This is a genomic window from Paucisalibacillus globulus, from assembly GCF_900184735.1.
Classification (GTDB): Bacteria; Bacillota; Bacilli; order Bacillales; family Amphibacillaceae; genus Ornithinibacillus; species Ornithinibacillus globulus_B.
The window spans coordinates 243,048-262,934 of sequence record NZ_LT855399.1 but is presented as its reverse complement, the minus strand read 5'-3'; the positions used below and the strand labels follow the sequence as shown (position 1 = coordinate 262,934).

Here is a 19,887-nt window from a genome sequence, read left to right as displayed (position 1 = left end):
TAGCATATTTTAGACTGGTTTAATATTAGTTTTTAGATAGATGGGAAAAGTGAATCATTTTCTATAGGTTCCATACTTTGAGCGATAAGACAAATGTAATATATTTGTGTATGCTTCACGCTAAAGGTAGTATTTTTCTGGTCCTCGGGCACATGATTTACAATATCGGTAGCATCTTTATGATTCTCGGGCTCATGATCCTCTCTAACGGGAGCATTCTTCTGGTCCTCGGGCTCATGATCCTCACTATTGGGAGCATCCTTCTGGTTCTCGGGCTCATGATCCCCTCCAACGGGAGCATCTTTCTGGTCCTCGGGCTCATGATCCTCACTATTGGGAGCATCCTTCTGGTTCTCGGGCTCATGATCCCCTCCAACGGGAGCATCTTTATGGTCCTCGGGCTCATGATCCTCACTATTGGGAACATCTTTATGGTTCTCGGGCTCATGATCCTCACTAACGGGAGCATCCTTCTGGTCCTCGGGCTTATGATCTACACTATTGGGAGCATCTTTCTGGTCCTCGGGCTCATGATCCTCTCTAACGGGAGCATCTTTATGGTCCTCGGGCTCATGCTCCTCACTACCAGCCATATCAATCCAACAAAAAAAGGCAGCAATCTAAGCTGCCTTTAATCAATCACCTAAAGCCTGTTCTAAGTCCTCTATTAAATCCTCTGCATCCTCTATACCAACCGAAATTCTAATCAATCCATCTGTAATTCCCAATTCTGCTCTTCTTTCTGCTGGTATCGAAGCATGTGTCATTTTTGCTGGTAGGGAAATCAGGCTTTCTACTGCTCCAAGGCTTTCTGCTAAGGTAAAATATTTAACCCGTTTTAGAACATCCTCAGCCAAATCTTCGCTACCTACATCGAATGAAATCATACCACCAAACCCATTGGATTGGCTTTTAGCAATCTGATGACCTGGATGAGTTTCTATTCCAGGATAGTAGACAGAAGATACTTTCGGATGTGAAAGTAGGTATTCCACCAATTTCTTACTATTAGCCTCAATGGCTTCCATCCGTAGTGCTAATGTCTTTATCCCACGCATCAGAAGCCACGAATCTTGTGGTCCCAATACAGCTCCAACTGAGTTTTGTAAGAAGTGAATCTTCTCCGCTAGTTCCTTTGTCTTTACTGCAACCACTCCAGCAACTACATCACTGTGTCCACCAATATACTTCGTTGCACTGTGCAATACAATGTCAGCTCCTAAATCTAATGGTTGCTGCCAATAAGATGTCGCAAACGTATTATCAACAATCAATAACAAATTATGCTTTTTTGCTATTTCTGCCATTTTATTTAAATCGGTTATTTTCAGTAATGGATTGGTTGGTGTTTCAATAAATAATGCTTTCGTATTTGATTGGATTGCATCCTCGACGTTAGCCGGTTTACTGGTGTCTACAAAAGTGTGATTTAACTCAAAGCGATTTAGGACTTTAGTCATTAAGCGGTAGGAACCGCCATAAACATCATCCGTTAAAATCACATGCTCACCTGCATGGAGTAGCATCATAACCGTTGTAATTGCTGCCATACCAGATCCAAATGCAAATCCATGTTTTCCATTTTCTAAATCTGCAATTACTGTTTCTAGTGCATGACGGGTTGGGTTTCCTGTTCGGGAGTATTCATATCCACGGAAATCACCAACACCATCTTGTTTGTAGGTACTCACTTGATAAATCGGTACAGATACAGCACCTGTCTGTTCATCACGTGTTATACCCCCATGTACCATTTTAGTTTTTGAACGCATGTTATATCTCCTCAACCTTCACTTCAGGATATATATGTTTACTTAAATAGCGATCGCTACTATCAGGAAAAATGGTAACGATGCTTGATCCTTCTTTAGCAAATTTAGCCTCTTCTAGAGCCGCATACATCGCTGCACCGGAAGAACTTCCCACTAATAACCCTTCGTTTCTAGCTAGTTTCTCCACCATCTCAAACACATGATTATCCTTTACCGTATAAATTCGATCGAAAAATTTAGGATCTACAAAGGAAGGTAAAAATTCCATACCAATTCCTTCTGTTCGATGTGGACCAGATTCACCACCAGCTATAATAGACCCCTCAGGTTCGACAATCATTGTTTTTATATTTGCATTCTTTTCTTTAAAATATCTTGAGCACCCCATAAAGGTGCCACCCGAACCAGCTCCGGCAATAAAAATATCAATCTCTCCTTCAAGGTCTTTCCAAATTTCAGGTGCAAGAGATTTATAATATGTGTCTGGATTAGCTGGATTAGCAAACTGTCTTGGAGAATAGCTATTTGGAATTTGCTTCAACAACTCCTCTGTCTTTTCAATTGCTCCAACCATTCCGGCTACTTTTGGTGTATGAATAATGGTCGCACCAAGAGCTTGCATGAGTATTTGTTTCTCCTGACTAAAATGCTCGGGAACAACAAAGATAACCTTTAGACCTTTTTCTTTAGCAGCCAACGCCAAGCCAATACCAGTATTACCTGCAGTTGGTTCAATAATGGTACCTCCAGGACTAACTTTTTCCGTTCTAAGTGCGTCCGCTATAAGTTCAACTCCTAAGCGGTCTTTAATACTCCCACCAGGATTGTAATATTCTAGTTTGGCATATACTTTTACATCATTCGGAATATCAAAGTTATGAATCCTTAAGAGAGGAGTTTGGCCAATTAGTTCATGTAATGATTGATATAATGCCATTACGTCACCCCATTAATTAAAAGACATCTCTCCACTCGTCCTTTTTAGCAAGCATCTCTTTCGCAATGTTCTTCGCGCCTTCTAAGCTATGATTAGCAGCCCATCCACATTGAACTTCATTACAAGCTGGTACTTCACTTGCATCTAGTACATCCTGTAAAGTCTTTTCCAATGTCACAAGGACCTCATCATAAGAATCATTGTTAATAATGGACAAATAAAAACCTGTTTGGCAACCCATTGGGCTAATATCTAATACATTATCCATATGATTTCGAATGTTCTCTGCCATTAGATGTTCTATAGAATGTAGTCCATCCATTTTCATATGTTCTTTATTAGGCTGCTTAAACCGAATATCGTATTTATAGACTTTATCCCCATTAACACCTTCCGTTACACCTACAAGTCTTACATATGGTGCCTTTACTTTTGTATGATCTAAATTAAAACTCTCAACATTCATCTTCTTCATTCTCCAGACTCTCCTTTATCCTTTTATATAGTTAGCTATGATTAACCAAACAAATTCATTCATCTGTTTGAAATTAATAGTAAAATTATTTTCTACAAATATTTTTTCGATTGTTTGAGTCAGTGGATAATATTCCCGCCTTAAGTCTTCGGCCAAGTTTGTATACCCTACTTCAACCGCTTCATCAATTTTCCTTTGCATTGCTTGAGCAGACTCAAACATGGTATCTGCAAAAACTACCTTACCACCCGTATTGAGTAGCGTTGAGAATTGCTTTACTGCCAATTCCTTTTCAGCATCTGTCAAATGATGAAAGGCATAGGTACTCACAATAGTATTAATTGGTATATCTGGTTTTGGGTAATGAAGAAAGTCCCCATCCAAAACAATTGCCTCTGGCAGCTTTACTTTAGTAATTTCACGCATAGCTATAGAGGGTTCAATTCCTATGACTCGATGTCCATTGTCTACTAGTTTTTCTGTAAGATTTCCAGTCCCTACACCAAATTCAAGAATATTACCAAAAGAGTTATCCGTTACAGCTTGTAAAATGGATTGATAATCCCGAAAAACTTCTATATATTCAGGATCCATTCCTGTTACAGTCTTATCATAATCCTCTGCCCATTCCTCAAAAATCTCAAGAAATTCACGCCCCATTTGCACTCAACCCCATGTTAACTTAAATTCATAGTAAAACACTATGTTTAATAAGGATTATATGTAATAGACTAACATATGTTGAATCATTTATAAATAGTAAATAGGAATCAATAAAAATCGACAGGTGCCTGGCACCTGTCGAATAATAATGATTTATTTAATTATTTATTCTGGGGAAAGATTCGTTCAATCATAGTTCCAAATTCTTCAAAAAACCCTTCTACTGGTTCACCATTGTCTATATCGTTTGCATAGTTATTGGCTAAGTCCATAAAATCTGGGTTGGTTGAAACATAAACATTATCAATATCATGGTCAACGGATTTAACAATAGCTGCTATTTGTTCTTTGACTTCATCTGTTAAATTATCACCATTATTATTTCGTTCACCATTATCTGTATCTAATTCTGCAGCAACATATGCATTATTGTCAGTTGTTATGACATACGCATTATCGATTACTTTAATTTTCTTCTCAATAATATCTGCAGCCTCATTTGCAACATCATATTCATCTGCACTTTGATTTGAATCCCCATTATCTGCTCGATTATTTGTGTTATTTATATTTTGTGTATTAATGTCTGTTCTTTTGGGCTCTTCCATGTCACGTTGAAGTGTGTAATTACGGTTTTGATCAAGTCCATCAGGATGGTTTTGATACCTGACTGGCTCGATATTTTGATTGGTAGTCCCTTGTTGACCTTCTTCATTTTCTGCACCACATCCAGATGCAACTATCAAAGCTGCTGCAGCAACTCCTAGTATGGTTTTTTTCATTAAATATCCCTCCCTTTTGTTTTTTTAGTATGGTTCAGATAGAACTGTTTATCCTAACTAAAGCTCGCCTTAAATTGGAAAGAACACCAAAATTGTTAAGGGAAAATATATATATAATACGGGGAAGCTATTACTACCCTTGTAAGTTTTTAAGGAGGGGAATTCAGGATGGATATACCAGACTACGACAAGGCTTTGTACTATACGTTATGGGGACAATGGGATGATTTGCTCGTATTAATGGTCCGCACAAAGGATGACTTGTTATCCAAAAGAATACAGAATTTCCTACACGCTTACCATTATTCTTTAGATGACAAAAAAATAGTCGAATCACATGAAAACCTTCTTTATTATATTGACCATGCAATGAAATACACGCCATCGGCTATTATGGAAGTTTAATGAAAAGGGCTTAACTCTGTATTGAGTTAAGCCCTTATTATATCGTTATTTATATAGTGGGAAAATATAGGAGTAATCATCATCTTTATTCTTTCCATTGTTACTATTTCCTTTTTTATCATGGCCTTTTCCATTATGCTTCCCATGGTCGCCCTTCCCATTATGACCTTTTCCATTGTTACCTTCTCGTTTATCCTTTTGATGATGATCTCTCTTATGATGGTCTTTCTGTTTAGACTTTTCTATATTTTTATTGTTATTTTTCCCATTATTTTCGTTGTCCCAATTGTGACCTTTCCCATCATTCGCTTTACCATTATGATTACGATTGTCACGGTTGAACTTATCTTGCTGTTTATCTTTATGGTGTCCTTTTGCTTTACCGTTCTCATGACCATTTCCATTTTTTTTCGAGTTAATTTCGCCATTTTTAGCTTTCAACTCACTAGGATGTATGTCTTCTTTAAACGTTTTATCCTTTTCATTGGTAATAGCTGGGATACGTTTTTTCTGTGAATCATCCGTTATTTCAACTTCAGATTTTTCTTTATTAAAAAATGATTGCAATACCTCTTTATCTTCTTCTGTAATAATTGATTTTACCTGATTATCTGACTGTCCTGTAACCGCATTTGCTAACGTTTTATTCATGGACTGTTGTTTTTCTTCTGCTGTTTCTCTTACTTCTTCAGGAATGACGACCGCAACAACTTCCCAATCCGTTGTCTTTTTATTGAAATGTTCTTCAATTGTCTTAATAATTGGGTCCTTTTCGTCATCTTTCAGATAGTGAACCCCAATCAATACGTTTTTGGTTGGATTAATAAGTCCTTTTTCTTCACTTGTTTTGATAATGATATCAATAGCATCCTCAATATTCTTACCTTCTAATTCGCCTATTTGATCTAGAATCTGTTTAGCGTCATCATTAAAAGGTGTTATGCCAGATACTTCTAAGTCACTATCAATTTCAAGTTCCATGCTAGGATTGATATCAATATCTACATATGCATAAGTTTCATTACTAGTTATTGCCATATAGAGAGGCAATAATGCAATAAGGAAAATACATGCTAAGGCCGCAACACGCATCGTGAAAATTTTCTCTGTTAAGGCTGTTTGCCATTGTTTTTTTACAAATGGCTCATAGTTGACCTCAATACCAATATCAGTATTTTTAATTGGATGAGCTTTTTCAATTAAACCATCGGTTGTCATCACAATGGTAAATTTTCGATGTTGCTCCATTACAATCCCTTTTTTCACTGGCCCACCCCTTTCAAATAATCATTTAGAAATACATAATCTTCTCCAAGAACAATAAATATTGCTAGGATAAATTTTCTATTACGTTCCAACGTTTTTTTACTAACATCTACTTTTTTGGCTAATTCCTTAATAGGAAGTTTTTTCTTTTGCTCGACAAAATCCCGAAGTTTCGAATCCTCTCGAAGTACTCTGGCTATTTTCACAGCACTTTCTCGAGCATCTCGGTGTTTAGGTGCAACTTCGGAAAGCTCTAATAATGTCAATTTATACGTAGCTAGCTTATCTTTAAACTCCAGAATTTCCTGCCTACGATACCAGGCTTCTTGTTCCTGCTGATAGATGTCTTTTACTGCTTCTATTTCTGTTGGATTCTCCATTTTTTCTACATCATAGGTTTCATCCAATGAGATAGCTGTAGGATACTTACTCTGTGATCGTATATAGTCAATAACTTTTCGTTTGATAACCAAATTAGCAAACGTTAAAAAGGAACTTCCTTTTTCTTTTGAAAATAAGCGAATCGCTTCGTTAAATGCGGATAATCCAATACTAAATTCATCATCTCGCTCTGGGTCTATATATCGCTTGCAGACTTCCGAGACACATTTAGCTATAAAAGGTTGATAATTTTTTAATAGGAAGTCTTGAGCAGTTTCATCACCTTCTTGAGCATTTGTTATTAATTCATCTAGAGGGATGTCTTTTAAAAGTTCACGTGTCAAAGAAGACCACCCCAATCACTCATATATTTCGATTGTGTTACAATTTTTTTGGGTGTGTCGAATATTAATTTTATCAAATTATCGTATATTGTATATAAACAGGTCATGATTAACCCACCATTACTTTAATATTTTCCATTTTCATGAATATGACTATATTACCGTACAAGTATTACAGAGAGTGTCACGAGAGGATTACAATTTGTTTAAAAGTAGGTATCATCACCCATAAAATTTCTCTTTTCACGTAATATATCCTCTTGCCCTACTTTTATGAAGTAAATTAACCCTCTTCTATACTATCGGTTGATGATCACATTTAAGAAGTATTATTTCATTTTGTATAGATGGAAATAGTCGATTGGGATAAATAGCCCCACTTTTCCGTGGGTATCATGATTTAGTGTAGCAAAGATTACTCCGATAACCTCGCCCTTTTGATTAATAATTGGGCTTCCACTGTTCCCTCTGTATACTGGCGCTTCAATCATCAGTACAGGTTTGTCCCAGCTATCTAATTGTGTATAGCCTATAATAGTTCCTTGGTTTGCAATCCCATTAAAGGCAAGTGGGTTCCCGATAAATGATATTTGCTCATTTGCATCAAATAGGCTTTGGTCAGCTAAGTTCAGATAAGGGAGTTCTATAGTACTATCCGCTTTTATTAAGGCTAAATCTACATCCGGGTATTCTTCTATTATTTCCGCGCTAAATAATCCTTCCTCAGGAAAGGCTACTGCTAAACTGCTTCCCTCATCAATAACATGATAGTTTGTTAAGATAAAACCATCGCTTGATATAGCAAATCCTGTCCCTTTACTTTCCCCCGTCTCAATGACAACGACTGCTTCTTTATAGGTTTTAATTTCTTCATTGGTAGATAATTTAGCTGATGTGATTAAAAAATCAATAGCTGGAATGGAGAAAGTAGATGGTAATATTGCTATGACGTTTAACATCATGGCAATAGCAATAAGCCAAAACACCCATTTTGGAAATGGACGCTTCGGCTTTTTATCACTGTATTCTATAGTAGCTTTTATGAGTGCATCTTTTCTTGCTTGTTCTACAATCTCATAAAGCTCTTCATCGTCGAACTCTTCATATAAATCTTCATCAATAATGTCAGGTTTTTGCTTTTCATCTTTTTCCACTAGCTAGACACCCCACATTGTACTAGATTAAATAGCTTTCTGGGAAATTCCTTGTTGCATTTTGTACATTTGATAATACGTACCTTTTTCGGCAATTAATGCTTCATGGTCCCCTTCTTCTATAATCTTACCATGTTCTAGTACAAAAATGGTATTAGCTTGTTGAATGGTAGATAGTCTATGAGCAATAACTAATGTCGTTCTACCCTGTTTTAATACATCTAACGCATGTTGAATGACCATCTCGGTCTCCGTATCAATATTTGCCGTCGCCTCATCCAAAATTAAGATAGCTGGATCAAACGCTAAGGCGCGAGCAAAGGAGATTAACTGTCTTTCCCCTAATGAATAGGTACTTCCACCCTCTGTAACCCGTTCATCATACTTTTTCGGTAATTTCTCAATAAATCGATCAGCACCAACTGTTTTTAACGCTTCTATAGCTCTTTCTCGAGAAATCTTCGGATCATTCATGGTAACATTGGTCAAAATTGTACCTGAGAATAGAAATGGATCCTGTAACACAATTCCCATATGACTTCTTACTTGTTGTCTGGACCATTTACTAGTGTCATTTCCGTCAATGGTAATGGTTCCTTTTTGCGGATCATAAAAGCGGAATAACAGGTTCATAATCGAACTTTTCCCTGAACCAGTATGACCAACAAAAGCTACTGTTTCACCAGCGTTTATCGATAAGGATAAATCCTTGAGTACATACTCATCCTCTTCATAGGCAAAAGAAACACGTTCAAACTTAATATTTCCTTGGTAACGTTTGATTTCCTTCTGATTGACTTCTTCCCCATCTAAATCCAATAATTCGAAAACACGGCCCCCAGCAACTCTTGCTTGCTCTAATAGTGGTAATTGATTCACGATGTCACTAACAGGTTCAAATAATCTAGTTAATAGATCAACAATAGCATACAACATCCCAATGGAAATGATACTTTCTAAGTTCAAAGATGCCGAGCCAAAATACCATATAAAAGCTACAAACGCGATATTACGAAATACCGTTACAAGATTATATTGTGTTAGAGCACTGAGCTTTAATAGTTTACGTTGATACTTGAAATGCCTTGTATTTAACTCTTCAAATTCTTCCTTCGTTTGCTTTTCTCGTCGGAATGCTTGTATAATGGTCATCCCTTGAATGGCCTCGTTAATCTTACCGTTAATCTCACTTATTGTAGAACGAATTACTTTATTATATTTTGTTCCATAATATTTATATAGCTTCATCCATACGATGATTAAAGGTATTAAGAGTAAAAACCAGATTGCAAGCTTGGCATTTAAGATGAATAAGGCAACAAAAATTCCCGCCATATAAATGGCACTTGTAATAATAATACTTAGTACTCGTTCGTAGAGATCGCGAATTGCCTCTGTATCGTTCGTAACACGAGCAACAATCTTACCTGCTGGTTGATTAACATAGTAGTTAATTGGAATTCTTTGTGTATGTTCAAAAATATCATTACGCATCTTTTTCACTATCTGATTAGATGCTTGTTGTAATAGAAATGTCTTGTAAAACTGGAAAATACCCGCAATTAATAATAACCCGACATATAATCCTAACAATAATAAAATCGGACGTTGCTCTGGTTGGAAGAAGCTATAGATGTTAGTAACAGATATCTTCTGACCTGTGAATGACGTCTCTTCAGAACCAGATACTACCATAATCGTATTCCCATCTGCCTTACGCTCCCCTAGTAATGGTACCTCTCCCTCTACTAGGTAGTACGCTCTTCCAATTTGCAACAATGTTGTTGTACCGATAATCTCATCATTTTCTTTCACACGGTCGGCACGTTTATAATAACGGTTATTAAATTCAACCGTATTACGATCGTCATTTTCACTTAACTCATACCATGTGCCTTCTACCCCGACAACATGTTCATCAATAATCGTCTTCGCAATTAATGGTCCAGCCAATTCTAGTGCAGTTGCAATCATGAGAAAAATAATACCGATGATAATTTTTTTCTTAAACTGTAAAGCATATTGAAATAATCTTTTCTCTGTCGTCTTCTTTTTCATTAGGAGATCGCCTCCTCGTCATCTTCTAGCTGCTGTTGTTCATACTGTTCTTTATACCATGCACCATTTTGCATCAGTTCTTCATGTGTGCCTTCCTCGACGATATTTCCATCTTCAAGCACAATAATATGGTCGGCATGAGTTACAGCAGATAAACGGTGTGCAGCAATAAATGTTGTTTTATTTTTTCTTTCTTCTCGTAAATGCTCAATAATTTTTGATTCTGTTTTCCCGTCTACTGCAGATAAAGAATCATCTAATAGTAGAATTTCCGGATCCTTTATAAAGGCTCTTGCCAATGCAACTCGTTGTTTCTGTCCACCGGAAAGTGTTACACCACTCTCCCCTACTTTCGTATCCAGGCCTTTTGGCAATTGCTTAATATCCTCTAAGAAATGGGCAAGCTCCATGACCCGATAAATTTCTTCATCCGTCGCATCACTTTTACCAAATTGAATGTTCTCTCTCACACTTTTCGAAAACATGATCTGATCCTGTGGTACATAGCCAATCCAGGAACGGACTTGGTCTAGGCTCATTTTTTCGATATCGACATTAGACATTTTAATCTTTCCGTCTACCCCAGGATATTGACGAAGCATCAACTTGAACAAGGTAGTTTTACCAGATCCAGTTTTACCAACAACTCCAATTGTCTGCCCCTTAGAGATAGTTAGATTGATTTTCTCTAATTGATTGATCTTTGTTCCAGGATAGGAGAAAGATATTTCTTCAAATTGAATGGAGTTCACGTTAGAGACCGAGACTGGATTCTCCGATTCTTTTACGTCTGCCTCATATCCAATTGTTTCATTTACTCTGTCTAAAGATGCGTTACCACGTTGTAATACATTTATCAATTCCCCAACTGCAAACATTGGCCAAATCAACATCCCTAAGTAAACATTAAATGAAACTAAGTCACCTAAGGAAATGACATTTTGAAAGACAAGCATCGTTCCATATCCAAGACCAATCGTATACGAGAGTCCAACTAATATTTTCATTGTCGGTTCAAACATTGCATCTATTTTGGCAACGGCAATATTCTTCTGGTATACATCTTCTGTCATAGCCTCGAAACGTTCTTTATCTTGCTTCTCCTGAACGAAAGCACGGATGACTCGAACTCCCCGAATCGATTCCAATACGTCATTATTCATATTTCCGAATGCAGCTTGAGCCTCTGTAAAGCGAGAATGGATAGCAGCACCGTATTTATTCATAATAATAGCCATTATTGGTAGTGGAATTAATGCTGCAAGGGTTAGCTTCCAACTAATCGTAAACCCCATAACTGCAATTAACATAAACATGAATGTTGTGGAGTCTACTAATGTTAAAACCCCGAAACCTGCAGTTTGTGCGATAGCCTTCAAATCATTTGTACTTCTGGCCATTAAGTCCCCTGTTTTGTATTTACCATAAAAAGTGGGTGTCATTCTTAGAAAATGATTAATTAACTTTGAACGAGTCCATCTTTCTAGGATTACTGCCCCACTGAAAAGTGTATAATCCCAAATAAATGAAATACTATAATGGACAATTATCAATACAAGATAGCCAACAATAATAATCGTAAGTAGTTGAGATGTTAATGTCTCAAACTGAATATGATCAATGGCATATCCTAGAAGCCGCGGTGGTATTAAACCAATTGCACTTGCCATAATTAGCGTTATGATTGCAAATGTATACCGCTTCCAATAATGTTTAAAAAACCAATCTAACTTTTTAAAAACTGAAAACACATGAATCACCTTCTCTATCTCTTTGGTTGTTTTAATTGGCTGTTTTCTTTATTGGTGTTAAATTACATTACTTATAGAGACTGTGTGCTAACGACTGTTAATTAATGAGAGTAGTATAAATATACCGCTCCGGCAGAATACTCCGCTTTCCGCGGGCACGGCCTCAGCCTCCTCGAGGAAAGTTCGCCTCTGCGGGGTCTTCGGACACGTGCTATTCCCGCAGGAGTCTCCGTATTCTGCCTGCGCTAGTTTGGGTCTTCTAACTTTAAGTTAGCAAGTAATTATTGTGTTGGTTTTAATTGCCTATATTTTTTTCACTCAATACTAGCGAAGGAAATACACGGAGACTCCTGCGGGAGGATAGGCTTCGGTGAGACCCCGCAGTGCGTAAGCGCGAGGAGGCTCACCAGCCGCCCGCGGAAAGCGGAGTGTATTTCCGTAGCGGGTATGTTGCTCCCAAATAAAAAATATTCACCGCACAGTTTCTATCAATTATGAGACAATTACTACTAACATTCAGAAAACAAGCCATTTAATGAAGAAAACCGTTCAGGTATGGCATAGAAATAATTAATTAGTCAGACCAAAACACAAAAAATGCATGCGCCATTGACGCATGCATGTAAAATTAGGGACCGGAAAATTGATATAAATCCCCCATATATTACAAAAAGGCCACAGCACATGGTGACCTTTAATAAACAATAGAATTATGTACTGATTTTTAGAACACACTTCTCCGCTTATCAGAGGTCACATGAAATATAAAGTTGTATCCAATTCCTTTTACAATTACGTTTTCCATTTTCATGCCCTCCTTTACGTTTTTTAAATACCTCATCATTATAAATTGGTAAAAATAAGAAGTCAATACATTTATTAAAAATAAATAGTTTTCTAACATTTCAATGTTTCATGGATGTATTAGATTGCCGGAAGAACTCGATGGTCCGTTCAACACAATCAAGTGTAAGGCTTGTTTCTTGTGAAATTTCTTCTAATGGTGCATAGGGATGTTTTTTTATATAAGCACTTACCTGATCAAGCTCACGTAGACAACTGTTGCACATGTAAAAAGCACTGTAAGACATAGTATTTTTACATAATTTACAAATTCGTACATTGTTACTCATCGATTCCCCTCCCCCAATAATTATTTTTTATTTTATATATTGTTCGATTACTGCTATAGTTTTTTATGGGGTATCTTAAGTTAAAAGGAGTGGAAAAATATGCATCTTGATGATATGCTTGCCTTTAATGAAAAGTTTGTTGAAGGAAAAGAATATGAAAAGTATGCTACTGATAGCATCCCTAACAAGAAAATGGTTATCTTTACTTGTATGGAATCTCGTTTAGTTGAACTGTTACACCGGGCTTTGAACATCGAAAATGGTGATGTGAAAATGGTCAAAAATGCAGGTGCTATTATCCGTAAACCTTTCGATAGTATTATGAAAGGGATTCTTGTTGCTATCTTTGAATTACAAGCTGAAGAAGTAACGGTTATTGGTCATCATGATTGTGGTATGTCACGAGTGGATACGAAAGAACTCACGAATAAAATGATACAAAAAGGGATTGACACGGAAACAATTAAAACGTTGGAACATGCGGGCATTGATTTTGATTATGAATTTCATGGATTTGAAACCGTGGAAGAGTCAGTTATCCAAAGTGTTAATGTGATTCGAAATCACCCTTTACTACCACCATATGTAAAAGTGCATGGATTAGTAATTGATCCAGGAACAGGTAAAGTAGATGTCGTCACAAGAGGCGATTAATAGATAGTAAGATGAGACGAGCATATTAGTGCTCGTCTTTTTAGTTTCCCAATTAATAGCGATTGCTTATATTTTTTCCATTCATACACATACTAACTCTGAGTAGCTTTATCCTTGGAGGTTCATATGTGGAGAAGAAAGAAAACGGAAAAAACTAACCAAAGTGAAACAAATATATTCCCGTTAAAGGTAGATGCATTAGAGAAATTCTTCAAAGAAAAATTTAATTATCATGACGACTTAAAGTTTACCAAGTATACAGTAAACAAGAAAAAAGTTGCAGTATTTTATATTGATTATTTAATTGAGGGTAATAAATTAGGGCAAATAATTGAACCATTAGTTGATCTAAATCCAGAAATAGATCTTACAAACAAAAATTTACTAAATGAACTTCCATATAGTTCCGGAACCAGTACCAACACAATAGAGGACATACATAAGAAATTAATTATTGGTTTTGTATTTATATATATAGAAATGGAAAAAGCCGTGCTAGCTTATCCATTTTCCATGAAAGAAACCCGTTCGGTTGAAAAGGCTGAAACAGAATCTCTCGTTCTCGGTTCTAAGATTGCATTCTCAGAATCCATCCTAATAAATATGAACGTAATTAGATGGCAAATCAATTCAACAGACCTTGTATTTGAAAAATTCACAGTAGGTACTCAAGCCCCTCGGGAAGTAAGAATTGTCTACATGAAGTCTATTGCAAATGAAGATGATGTCAATACAATGCGTCAACGGATACAAGAGTTAGATGTTGATCAAATTGAAGGTACAATTGTTTTAAAACAATACTTAGAGGACTCCCAAATGAACCTTTTCCCCCAGTTCGATGAGACGGAATTACCTGACCGGCTTGCTTATAATGTCACAAGAGGAAAAATAGGAGTCTTAGTAGACGGAAGCCCAACTTCTTTTACTGCTCCTGCAACGCTGTTTAGTTTCTTAGAATCAACAGAAGATCTTTATATGAGATGGCAAGCTGGTTCATTTCTACGTATTTTGCGATTTTTGGCAATGATTTTTTCGATTTTAGTTACACCTACTTATGTTGCTGCAGCGACGTATCAGTATGCTATTATACCAAGTCAGTTACTTATATCCATTGGACAATCAAGAGCAGCAGTACCTTTCCCACCAATATTTGAGGCATTATTATTGGAATTCTTAATAGAGCTCTTGCGTGAAGCCGGTGCTAGATTGCCAACCAAGGTAGGTCAAACAATGGGTATTGTGGGTGGTATAGTAATTGGGCAAGCAGCAGTAGAGGCAGGACTAACAAGTAATATCCTAATTATCGTGGTTGCTATGAGTGCACTATCTTCATTTACTACTCCTAGCTATTTATTTGGAACTACAATACGATTAATTCGCTTCCCACTTATAATTTTGGCAGGTTTACTGGGTTTAGCTGGAATCGTATTTGGTTTATGTTGGCTAATCATTCACGTTTTACGCTTAACATCATTAGGACGACCATATCTAGTTCCAATTTATCCGTTACGATTAGCAGACTTTAACAAAGTATTTTTTAGAACACCCTTCAGCTTTGTATCGAAGCGTGCAAAGTCGTATCGTCCAAAAGATTTACTCCGCTTTAATAAAAAAGATGCTAAACAAAAACGTGATATTGATGAGTAGGTGAAATATGGATATTAATGTAACAGTTAAATCAAATCTCCAGATACGGGCCTTTTATCTGTTTTTTATTATTGCAGGTGTTCAAATAGGTGTTGGGATCATAGGAGCACCAAGGTTTGTATTCTTGGAGGCAGAACGCGACTCGTGGTTAGCAATTCTTATTGGTTTTTTGTTTATATGCATTGTTGTAGGGGCTATGTTTATGATATTGCAGCAATATGAGAATGCAGATTACTATGGTATTCATATTGACTTATTCGGAAACTGGTTAGGTAAATTAATGGGGACCATCCTCATCTTGTTCTTGGCCGGGAGCTTTCTTTCCATTCTGATGACCTATATCCAGGTTATTCAAATCTTTTTATACCATGGTCTACCGAATTGGATTATTACATCACTCATACTGATTTTAGCTCTTTATACTGTTTTGGGAGGTATAAGAGTTGTTGTAGGTGTGACGTTCGTATTTTTTATCATTACAATTTCACTACTAGTAGTACTTTACGATCCATTATTACGACTCAATATGTATAACTATCTTCCAATGTTCCAAACTCCTTTACCTGATTTATTAAAGGGTGCCAAAGCAACTGCTTACACGTTTTCAGGGTTTGAGATATTAATGTTTATTTATCCATTTATCAAGGATAAACAGAAGGCAAAACTTCCGGTTTATCTTGGTCTGACTTTCACAACCATAATTTTTATTTTAATTACGATGATTTCAATAGGTTACTTTAGTGCATTAGGATTAAAAAATATTGACTGGGCTTTATTGATACTTGTTAAGAGTGCCTCTTTTACATTCTTAGAACGTTTAGATTATATAGTAGTTATTACATGGATTATGGTGATAATCCCAAATTTAGTATTACTTATGTGGGCAATTGCTTATGGTATAAAACGTCTATATAATTTTCAACAAAGAAAGACCCACTATATCTTTGCAGGCATTATTCTAATCGTAGTCAATTTTTTTCACTTTGATTATCAGATTACGAAACTTACGGACACGATTGCTAGGATTAGTTTTTGGGTAGTTTATATATACCCACTACTACTCCTTCCAATCGTGTTAATCAAGAAGAAACGGAAGAGTCAAGGAGGGGACAACGCATCATGAGAAAAATCACTTTGATGATTCTGTCAATGATACTTTTCTTATCTAGTTGTGTTCAGACCTTCCAGTTAGAAGATCTTGGAATTATCACTTCCCGTGGAGTGGATCGAGCAGACAATAATGACATTGAGATTACTATGTCTGTATTACAATTTCAAGCAAATTCTACTAAACCTACCATAATAGTTTCAGGTGTTGGCAGTACGATTAAAGGAGCAGTAGAAGATGCAGGAAAAAAAGTTAGTCAAGAATTAGTTCCAGGAAAGTTAGAGTTAGAAATGTATAGTAGGGAACTAGCAGAAGATGGCCTAAAATCGTATATTGATACCCTTAAAAGAGATGCAAATATTCCCGATACTGTACGTTTAGCAGTAACAGAAGATAACAGTAGAGAAATCTTACATACCCAAGAAGAACATATTTCGACTAACGTAGGTGAATTTCTTCATGGCCTTGTTCAACCTGGTGCTGAACAAAGACTCTTCCCAGAAGTATCTCTACAAAAATTCGCTAGAATTATAAATGATGAAGGAATAGATCCAATCCTACCTATTATTGGTCTAAGGGAAGAAACTCCAGTAATTACAGGTATTGCGCTCTTCAAAGATGACAAAATGAAAGGGCAATTGCCGATTAAGGATGAGTATTACTTTACTATTATTGAGGGGTTGACACAGGAAGAGCTCATAGAAATAGAAATTCCAACAGATAGCGTAGAAAAGTACTTAATACATGGTAATGGAGGTGAAGAACAATTAAAAATAGTCCTGTTAATTGAAAAAGGAACTGGAGATATTCAACTGACGGACAAAGATAAACTTCACTTCGATACCAACATAAAGATTGAATTAAGTCTGTTAGAAATATCAAGAGAATATAAATTAGATGATGCTAAAGCTTTGAAAAAACTAGAACAAGAAATAGAAAAGGTCATAACATCCCGATACGAGGAAATCTTTAGTTACTTAAAAGAAGTGAATACCGATGTTTTCGGTTATGGAGAGAAGTACCGTATAAAAAAGAAGGGTGGTAAATTGTCAGATAAGGAATGGGATAAAAGTTTCCCTACCATACATTCAAATTTTAATGTCAACGTCAATATTATCCGCCACGGTACTGTGAATAGATAGAAACGTTCAATATTGTAAAACAGAAAGGGCATATGAAATCTAGCTTGATTCCACATGCCCTTTCAAGTTGTTCTAGACAAATATTCTTAGTCTGTATCTATCTCTATTTACTTAATAATAATACTCATTACTTTCTTCTATATCATCTGAAACCAATCCAGAAAGTACATGAACCCGTAGAATAAAACCAATTAATTTATCTTCATCATTTACTACTGCTAACGGATATTTCGACTCTAATGCTTTCGGAATCAAATCATTAATATACTCCTCTTTTTCTACAACAGCATAATCATCACGTAATATATCCGATAAGGATTTTTGTTCTTTCTTCGCCTGAATAGCATCATCTATCGTAACAATTCCTTTTACTCTACGCCCACGATCCACTACAAATACGCTAGAAATCCCATTCTCTTCCATTTCCTTAATCGCTACATTTAGTCCATCCTTTAATGACACTAAGGCATTTGGCTTAATCATGATATGCTCTGCCTGGAATACTTTGGAACGATCAATGTCCTTAATAAACTCAGAAATATAATGATTTGCCGGTGACTCAATAATTTCTTCCGGTGTTCCAACCTGGACAACATGACCATCTTTCATAACCGCAACTCGGTCCCCTAACTTAAACGCTTCATTGACATCATGCGTGATAAAAATAATGGTCTTCTGTAAACGGTCTTGGATATCTAAAAGCTCAAGCTGCATCTCACGTCTAATAAGCGGATCAAGCGCACTAAATGGTTCATCCATTAACAGGATATCTGGATCATTTGCAAGTGCGCGAGCAAGACCAACACGCTGTTGCATTCCGCCAGAGAGTTCATCTGGATACTTATCCTCATACCCTTTCAATCCTACTATTTCAATATTTTTAAGTGCTATCGCTCGGCGTTCGTCTTTTGACACGCCACGTATTTCTAACCCATACTCCACATTTGCTAAGATGGTACGATGACTAAACAAGCCAAAGTGTTGGAAAACCATTGCTATTTTTTCTTGTCTAACTTTTTTTAGATCTTGCTTTTTATATGTTACTATATCCTCGCCATCAATATAAATTGAACCGTCTGTAGGTTTGTTCAATAAATTGAAGCAACGAATTAAGGTAGACTTCCCACTGCCAGACAATCCCATTATGACAAAGACTTCCCCCTTCTTAATATCAAAGGAAGCATCATAAACTCCAACCGTATGTCCTGTCTCCGCTAGGATTTCATTTTTTGTTTTTCCTTCTTTAATTAATGGAATTACCGATTTCGGTTTTGGTCCAAATATTTTGGAGACATGATCAATTTTAATCTTCGTTTCCATTATTTAATCCCCCTTTGGAACTTAGCTGCAATTCCATTTGTAACCCGGTCAATAATAATGGCTAAAAATACAATACTGATCCCCGCTTCAAATCCTAAAGCAATATCAATACGGTTTATAGAAACAAGCACTTGCTCTCCAAGCCCTTTTGCTCCTACCATGGAAGCAATAACAACCATGGAAAGTGCCATCATTGTTGTTTGGTTAACACCTGCCATAATAGTAGGAAGTGCTTGAGGCAACTGTACCTTTCTAAGCATCTGTCCTCTTGAAGAACCAAAAGATTGAGCCGATTCAATCACTTCCTGATCCACACCACGAATTGCAAGCTCTGTTAAACGAATGACCGGAGGCAAGGCATATATTAAAGTGGCAAAAATCGCAGAAACATTACCTAATCCAAAGAAGAAGATTGCAGGTATGAGATAAACAAAACTTGGCATGGTCTGCATCGCATCAAGTAATGGGCGCATCACATTTGAAAAACCTTTACTAAATGCCATCCAAATACCAACTGGTATACCGATTAATAGACAGATAATAACTGCGGTTAATATAATAGCTATTGTTGTCATCATGTCTTCCCATAATCCAAAACTTCCAATTAGGAAAATAAATAAACTATATAATATCCCAGAGAACACGGATTTAAAATACCATCCTAACAGGAAAATGATAAGTACAAAACACCACCAAGGCATGGTAACTAATAAATCATCTAAAAAATTAATGGTTCTGGAAGAAATGAAAAAAATAAAATCAAAAAATCCTTCTAATGTTGTATCTAAGAAATCAACAAATTGTTTAACATAATCACCTAAGTTTGTTCGTATATCAGGAAAACTTCCCATAGTTAGGCTGCCTAATAACAGCCCTTCACCTCTCTTTTATCATT

General features: G+C 36.4%; 19 protein-coding genes. 5 read left to right on the top strand and 14 right to left on the bottom strand.

All coding sequences use genetic code 11. From position 1 onward, the window contains the following. Positions 1-32: 32 nt before the first annotated feature. The 6 genes from BN999_RS20910 to BN999_RS17895 all read right to left on the bottom strand — a co-directional run bounded on the left by BN999_RS20910 (position 33) and on the right by BN999_RS17895 (position 4,629). Positions 33-593, bottom strand: coding sequence for a hypothetical protein (locus BN999_RS20910; RefSeq protein ID WP_096273708.1), 561 nt, complete (start codon positions 591-593; stop codon positions 33-35). Positions 594-635: 42 nt separating this feature from the next. Further along, the gene (locus BN999_RS17915) at positions 636-1,772 is read right to left on the bottom strand and encodes a bifunctional cystathionine gamma-lyase/homocysteine desulfhydrase (RefSeq protein ID WP_096273706.1); all 1,137 of its coding nucleotides are present in this window, start codon (positions 1,770-1,772) and stop codon (positions 636-638) included. A gap of 1 nt (position 1,773) precedes the next feature. Beyond that, a complete protein-coding gene (locus BN999_RS17910) occupies positions 1,774-2,709 on the bottom strand; it encodes a PLP-dependent cysteine synthase family protein (RefSeq protein ID WP_096273704.1) in 936 nt (311 codons plus the stop codon). Between the two features lie 16 nt (positions 2,710-2,725). Next, positions 2,726-3,184 (bottom strand): S-ribosylhomocysteine lyase, encoded by a 459-nt coding sequence (locus BN999_RS17905; protein WP_096273702.1) that lies wholly within the window; start codon positions 3,182-3,184, stop codon positions 2,726-2,728. A 15-nt stretch (positions 3,185-3,199) separates the two neighbouring features. Next, complete coding sequence (locus BN999_RS17900) at positions 3,200-3,844, bottom strand: class I SAM-dependent methyltransferase (protein ID WP_096273700.1); 645 nt, start codon at positions 3,842-3,844, stop codon at positions 3,200-3,202. 164 nt (positions 3,845-4,008) lie between these two features. Beyond that, on the bottom strand, positions 4,009-4,629 hold the full coding sequence (locus BN999_RS17895; protein ID WP_096273698.1) for a YhcN/YlaJ family sporulation lipoprotein: 621 nt from the start codon (positions 4,627-4,629) through the stop codon (positions 4,009-4,011). Between the two features lie 168 nt (positions 4,630-4,797). Here BN999_RS17895 and BN999_RS17890 point away from each other — a divergent pair, with 168 nt between their 5' ends. Next, positions 4,798-5,034 (top strand): YhdB family protein, encoded by a 237-nt coding sequence (locus BN999_RS17890; protein ID WP_096273696.1) that lies wholly within the window; start codon positions 4,798-4,800, stop codon positions 5,032-5,034. A 45-nt stretch (positions 5,035-5,079) separates the two neighbouring features. On the opposite strand, the gene BN999_RS17885 is transcribed toward BN999_RS17890, so the two are convergent. From BN999_RS17885 to BN999_RS17860, 6 genes are all read right to left on the bottom strand, one after another. Next, positions 5,080-6,300, bottom strand: coding sequence for an anti-sigma-I factor RsgI family protein (locus tag BN999_RS17885; RefSeq protein ID WP_096273695.1), 1,221 nt, complete (start codon positions 6,298-6,300; stop codon positions 5,080-5,082). Continuing rightward, a complete protein-coding gene (gene sigI / locus BN999_RS17880) occupies positions 6,297-7,025 on the bottom strand; it encodes an RNA polymerase sigma-I factor (RefSeq protein ID WP_096273693.1) in 729 nt (242 codons plus the stop codon). The genes BN999_RS17885 and sigI overlap by 4 nt, the downstream gene beginning before the upstream one ends. A 329-nt stretch (positions 7,026-7,354) precedes the next feature. Beyond that, the gene (locus BN999_RS17875) at positions 7,355-8,179 is read right to left on the bottom strand and encodes a S1C family serine protease (RefSeq protein WP_096273691.1); all 825 of its coding nucleotides are present in this window, start codon (positions 8,177-8,179) and stop codon (positions 7,355-7,357) included. Positions 8,180-8,206: 27 nt separating this feature from the next. Then, the gene (locus BN999_RS17870; RefSeq protein ID WP_096273689.1) at positions 8,207-10,237 is read right to left on the bottom strand and encodes an ABC transporter ATP-binding protein; all 2,031 of its coding nucleotides are present in this window, start codon (positions 10,235-10,237) and stop codon (positions 8,207-8,209) included. Continuing rightward, positions 10,237-11,988: an ABC transporter ATP-binding protein gene (locus BN999_RS17865; RefSeq protein ID WP_096273781.1), complete on the bottom strand. Its 1,752-nt coding sequence runs from the start codon at positions 11,986-11,988 to the stop codon at positions 10,237-10,239. The genes BN999_RS17870 and BN999_RS17865 overlap by 1 nt, the downstream gene beginning before the upstream one ends. Positions 11,989-12,893: 905 nt before the next feature. After that, positions 12,894-13,121 carry a hypothetical protein gene (locus BN999_RS17860; protein WP_096273687.1) on the bottom strand — a complete coding sequence of 76 codons (228 nt, stop codon included), beginning with the start codon at positions 13,119-13,121 and terminating at the stop codon, positions 12,894-12,896. A 99-nt stretch (positions 13,122-13,220) separates the two neighbouring features. Here BN999_RS17860 and BN999_RS17855 point away from each other — a divergent pair, with 99 nt between their 5' ends. The 4 genes from BN999_RS17855 (at position 13,221) to BN999_RS17840 (ending at position 17,672) form a co-directional block, all read left to right on the top strand. After that, positions 13,221-13,775 (top strand): beta-class carbonic anhydrase, encoded by a 555-nt coding sequence (locus BN999_RS17855; protein WP_096273685.1) that lies wholly within the window; start codon positions 13,221-13,223, stop codon positions 13,773-13,775. 126 nt (positions 13,776-13,901) lie between these two features. Beyond that, on the top strand, positions 13,902-15,422 hold the full coding sequence (locus tag BN999_RS17850; protein ID WP_096273683.1) for a spore germination protein: 1,521 nt from the start codon (positions 13,902-13,904) through the stop codon (positions 15,420-15,422). Positions 15,423-15,429: 7 nt separating this feature from the next. Continuing rightward, positions 15,430-16,545 carry a GerAB/ArcD/ProY family transporter gene (locus BN999_RS17845; protein WP_096273681.1) on the top strand — a complete coding sequence of 372 codons (1,116 nt, stop codon included), beginning with the start codon at positions 15,430-15,432 and terminating at the stop codon, positions 16,543-16,545. Next, positions 16,542-17,672: a Ger(x)C family spore germination protein gene (locus BN999_RS17840; protein WP_096273679.1), complete on the top strand. Its 1,131-nt coding sequence runs from the start codon at positions 16,542-16,544 to the stop codon at positions 17,670-17,672. The genes BN999_RS17845 and BN999_RS17840 overlap by 4 nt, the downstream gene beginning before the upstream one ends. A 111-nt stretch (positions 17,673-17,783) precedes the next feature. On the opposite strand, the gene BN999_RS17835 is transcribed toward BN999_RS17840, so the two are convergent. Both BN999_RS17835 and BN999_RS17830 read right to left on the bottom strand, forming a co-directional pair. Then, the gene (locus tag BN999_RS17835) at positions 17,784-18,992 is read right to left on the bottom strand and encodes a quaternary amine ABC transporter ATP-binding protein (protein WP_096273677.1); all 1,209 of its coding nucleotides are present in this window, start codon (positions 18,990-18,992) and stop codon (positions 17,784-17,786) included. Then, entirely contained in the window at positions 18,992-19,843 is an 852-nt protein-coding gene (locus BN999_RS17830) for an ABC transporter permease (protein ID WP_096273675.1), read from the bottom strand. Before BN999_RS17830 ends, BN999_RS17835 begins: the two co-directional genes overlap by 1 nt. Positions 19,844-19,887: the final 44 nt, after the last annotated feature.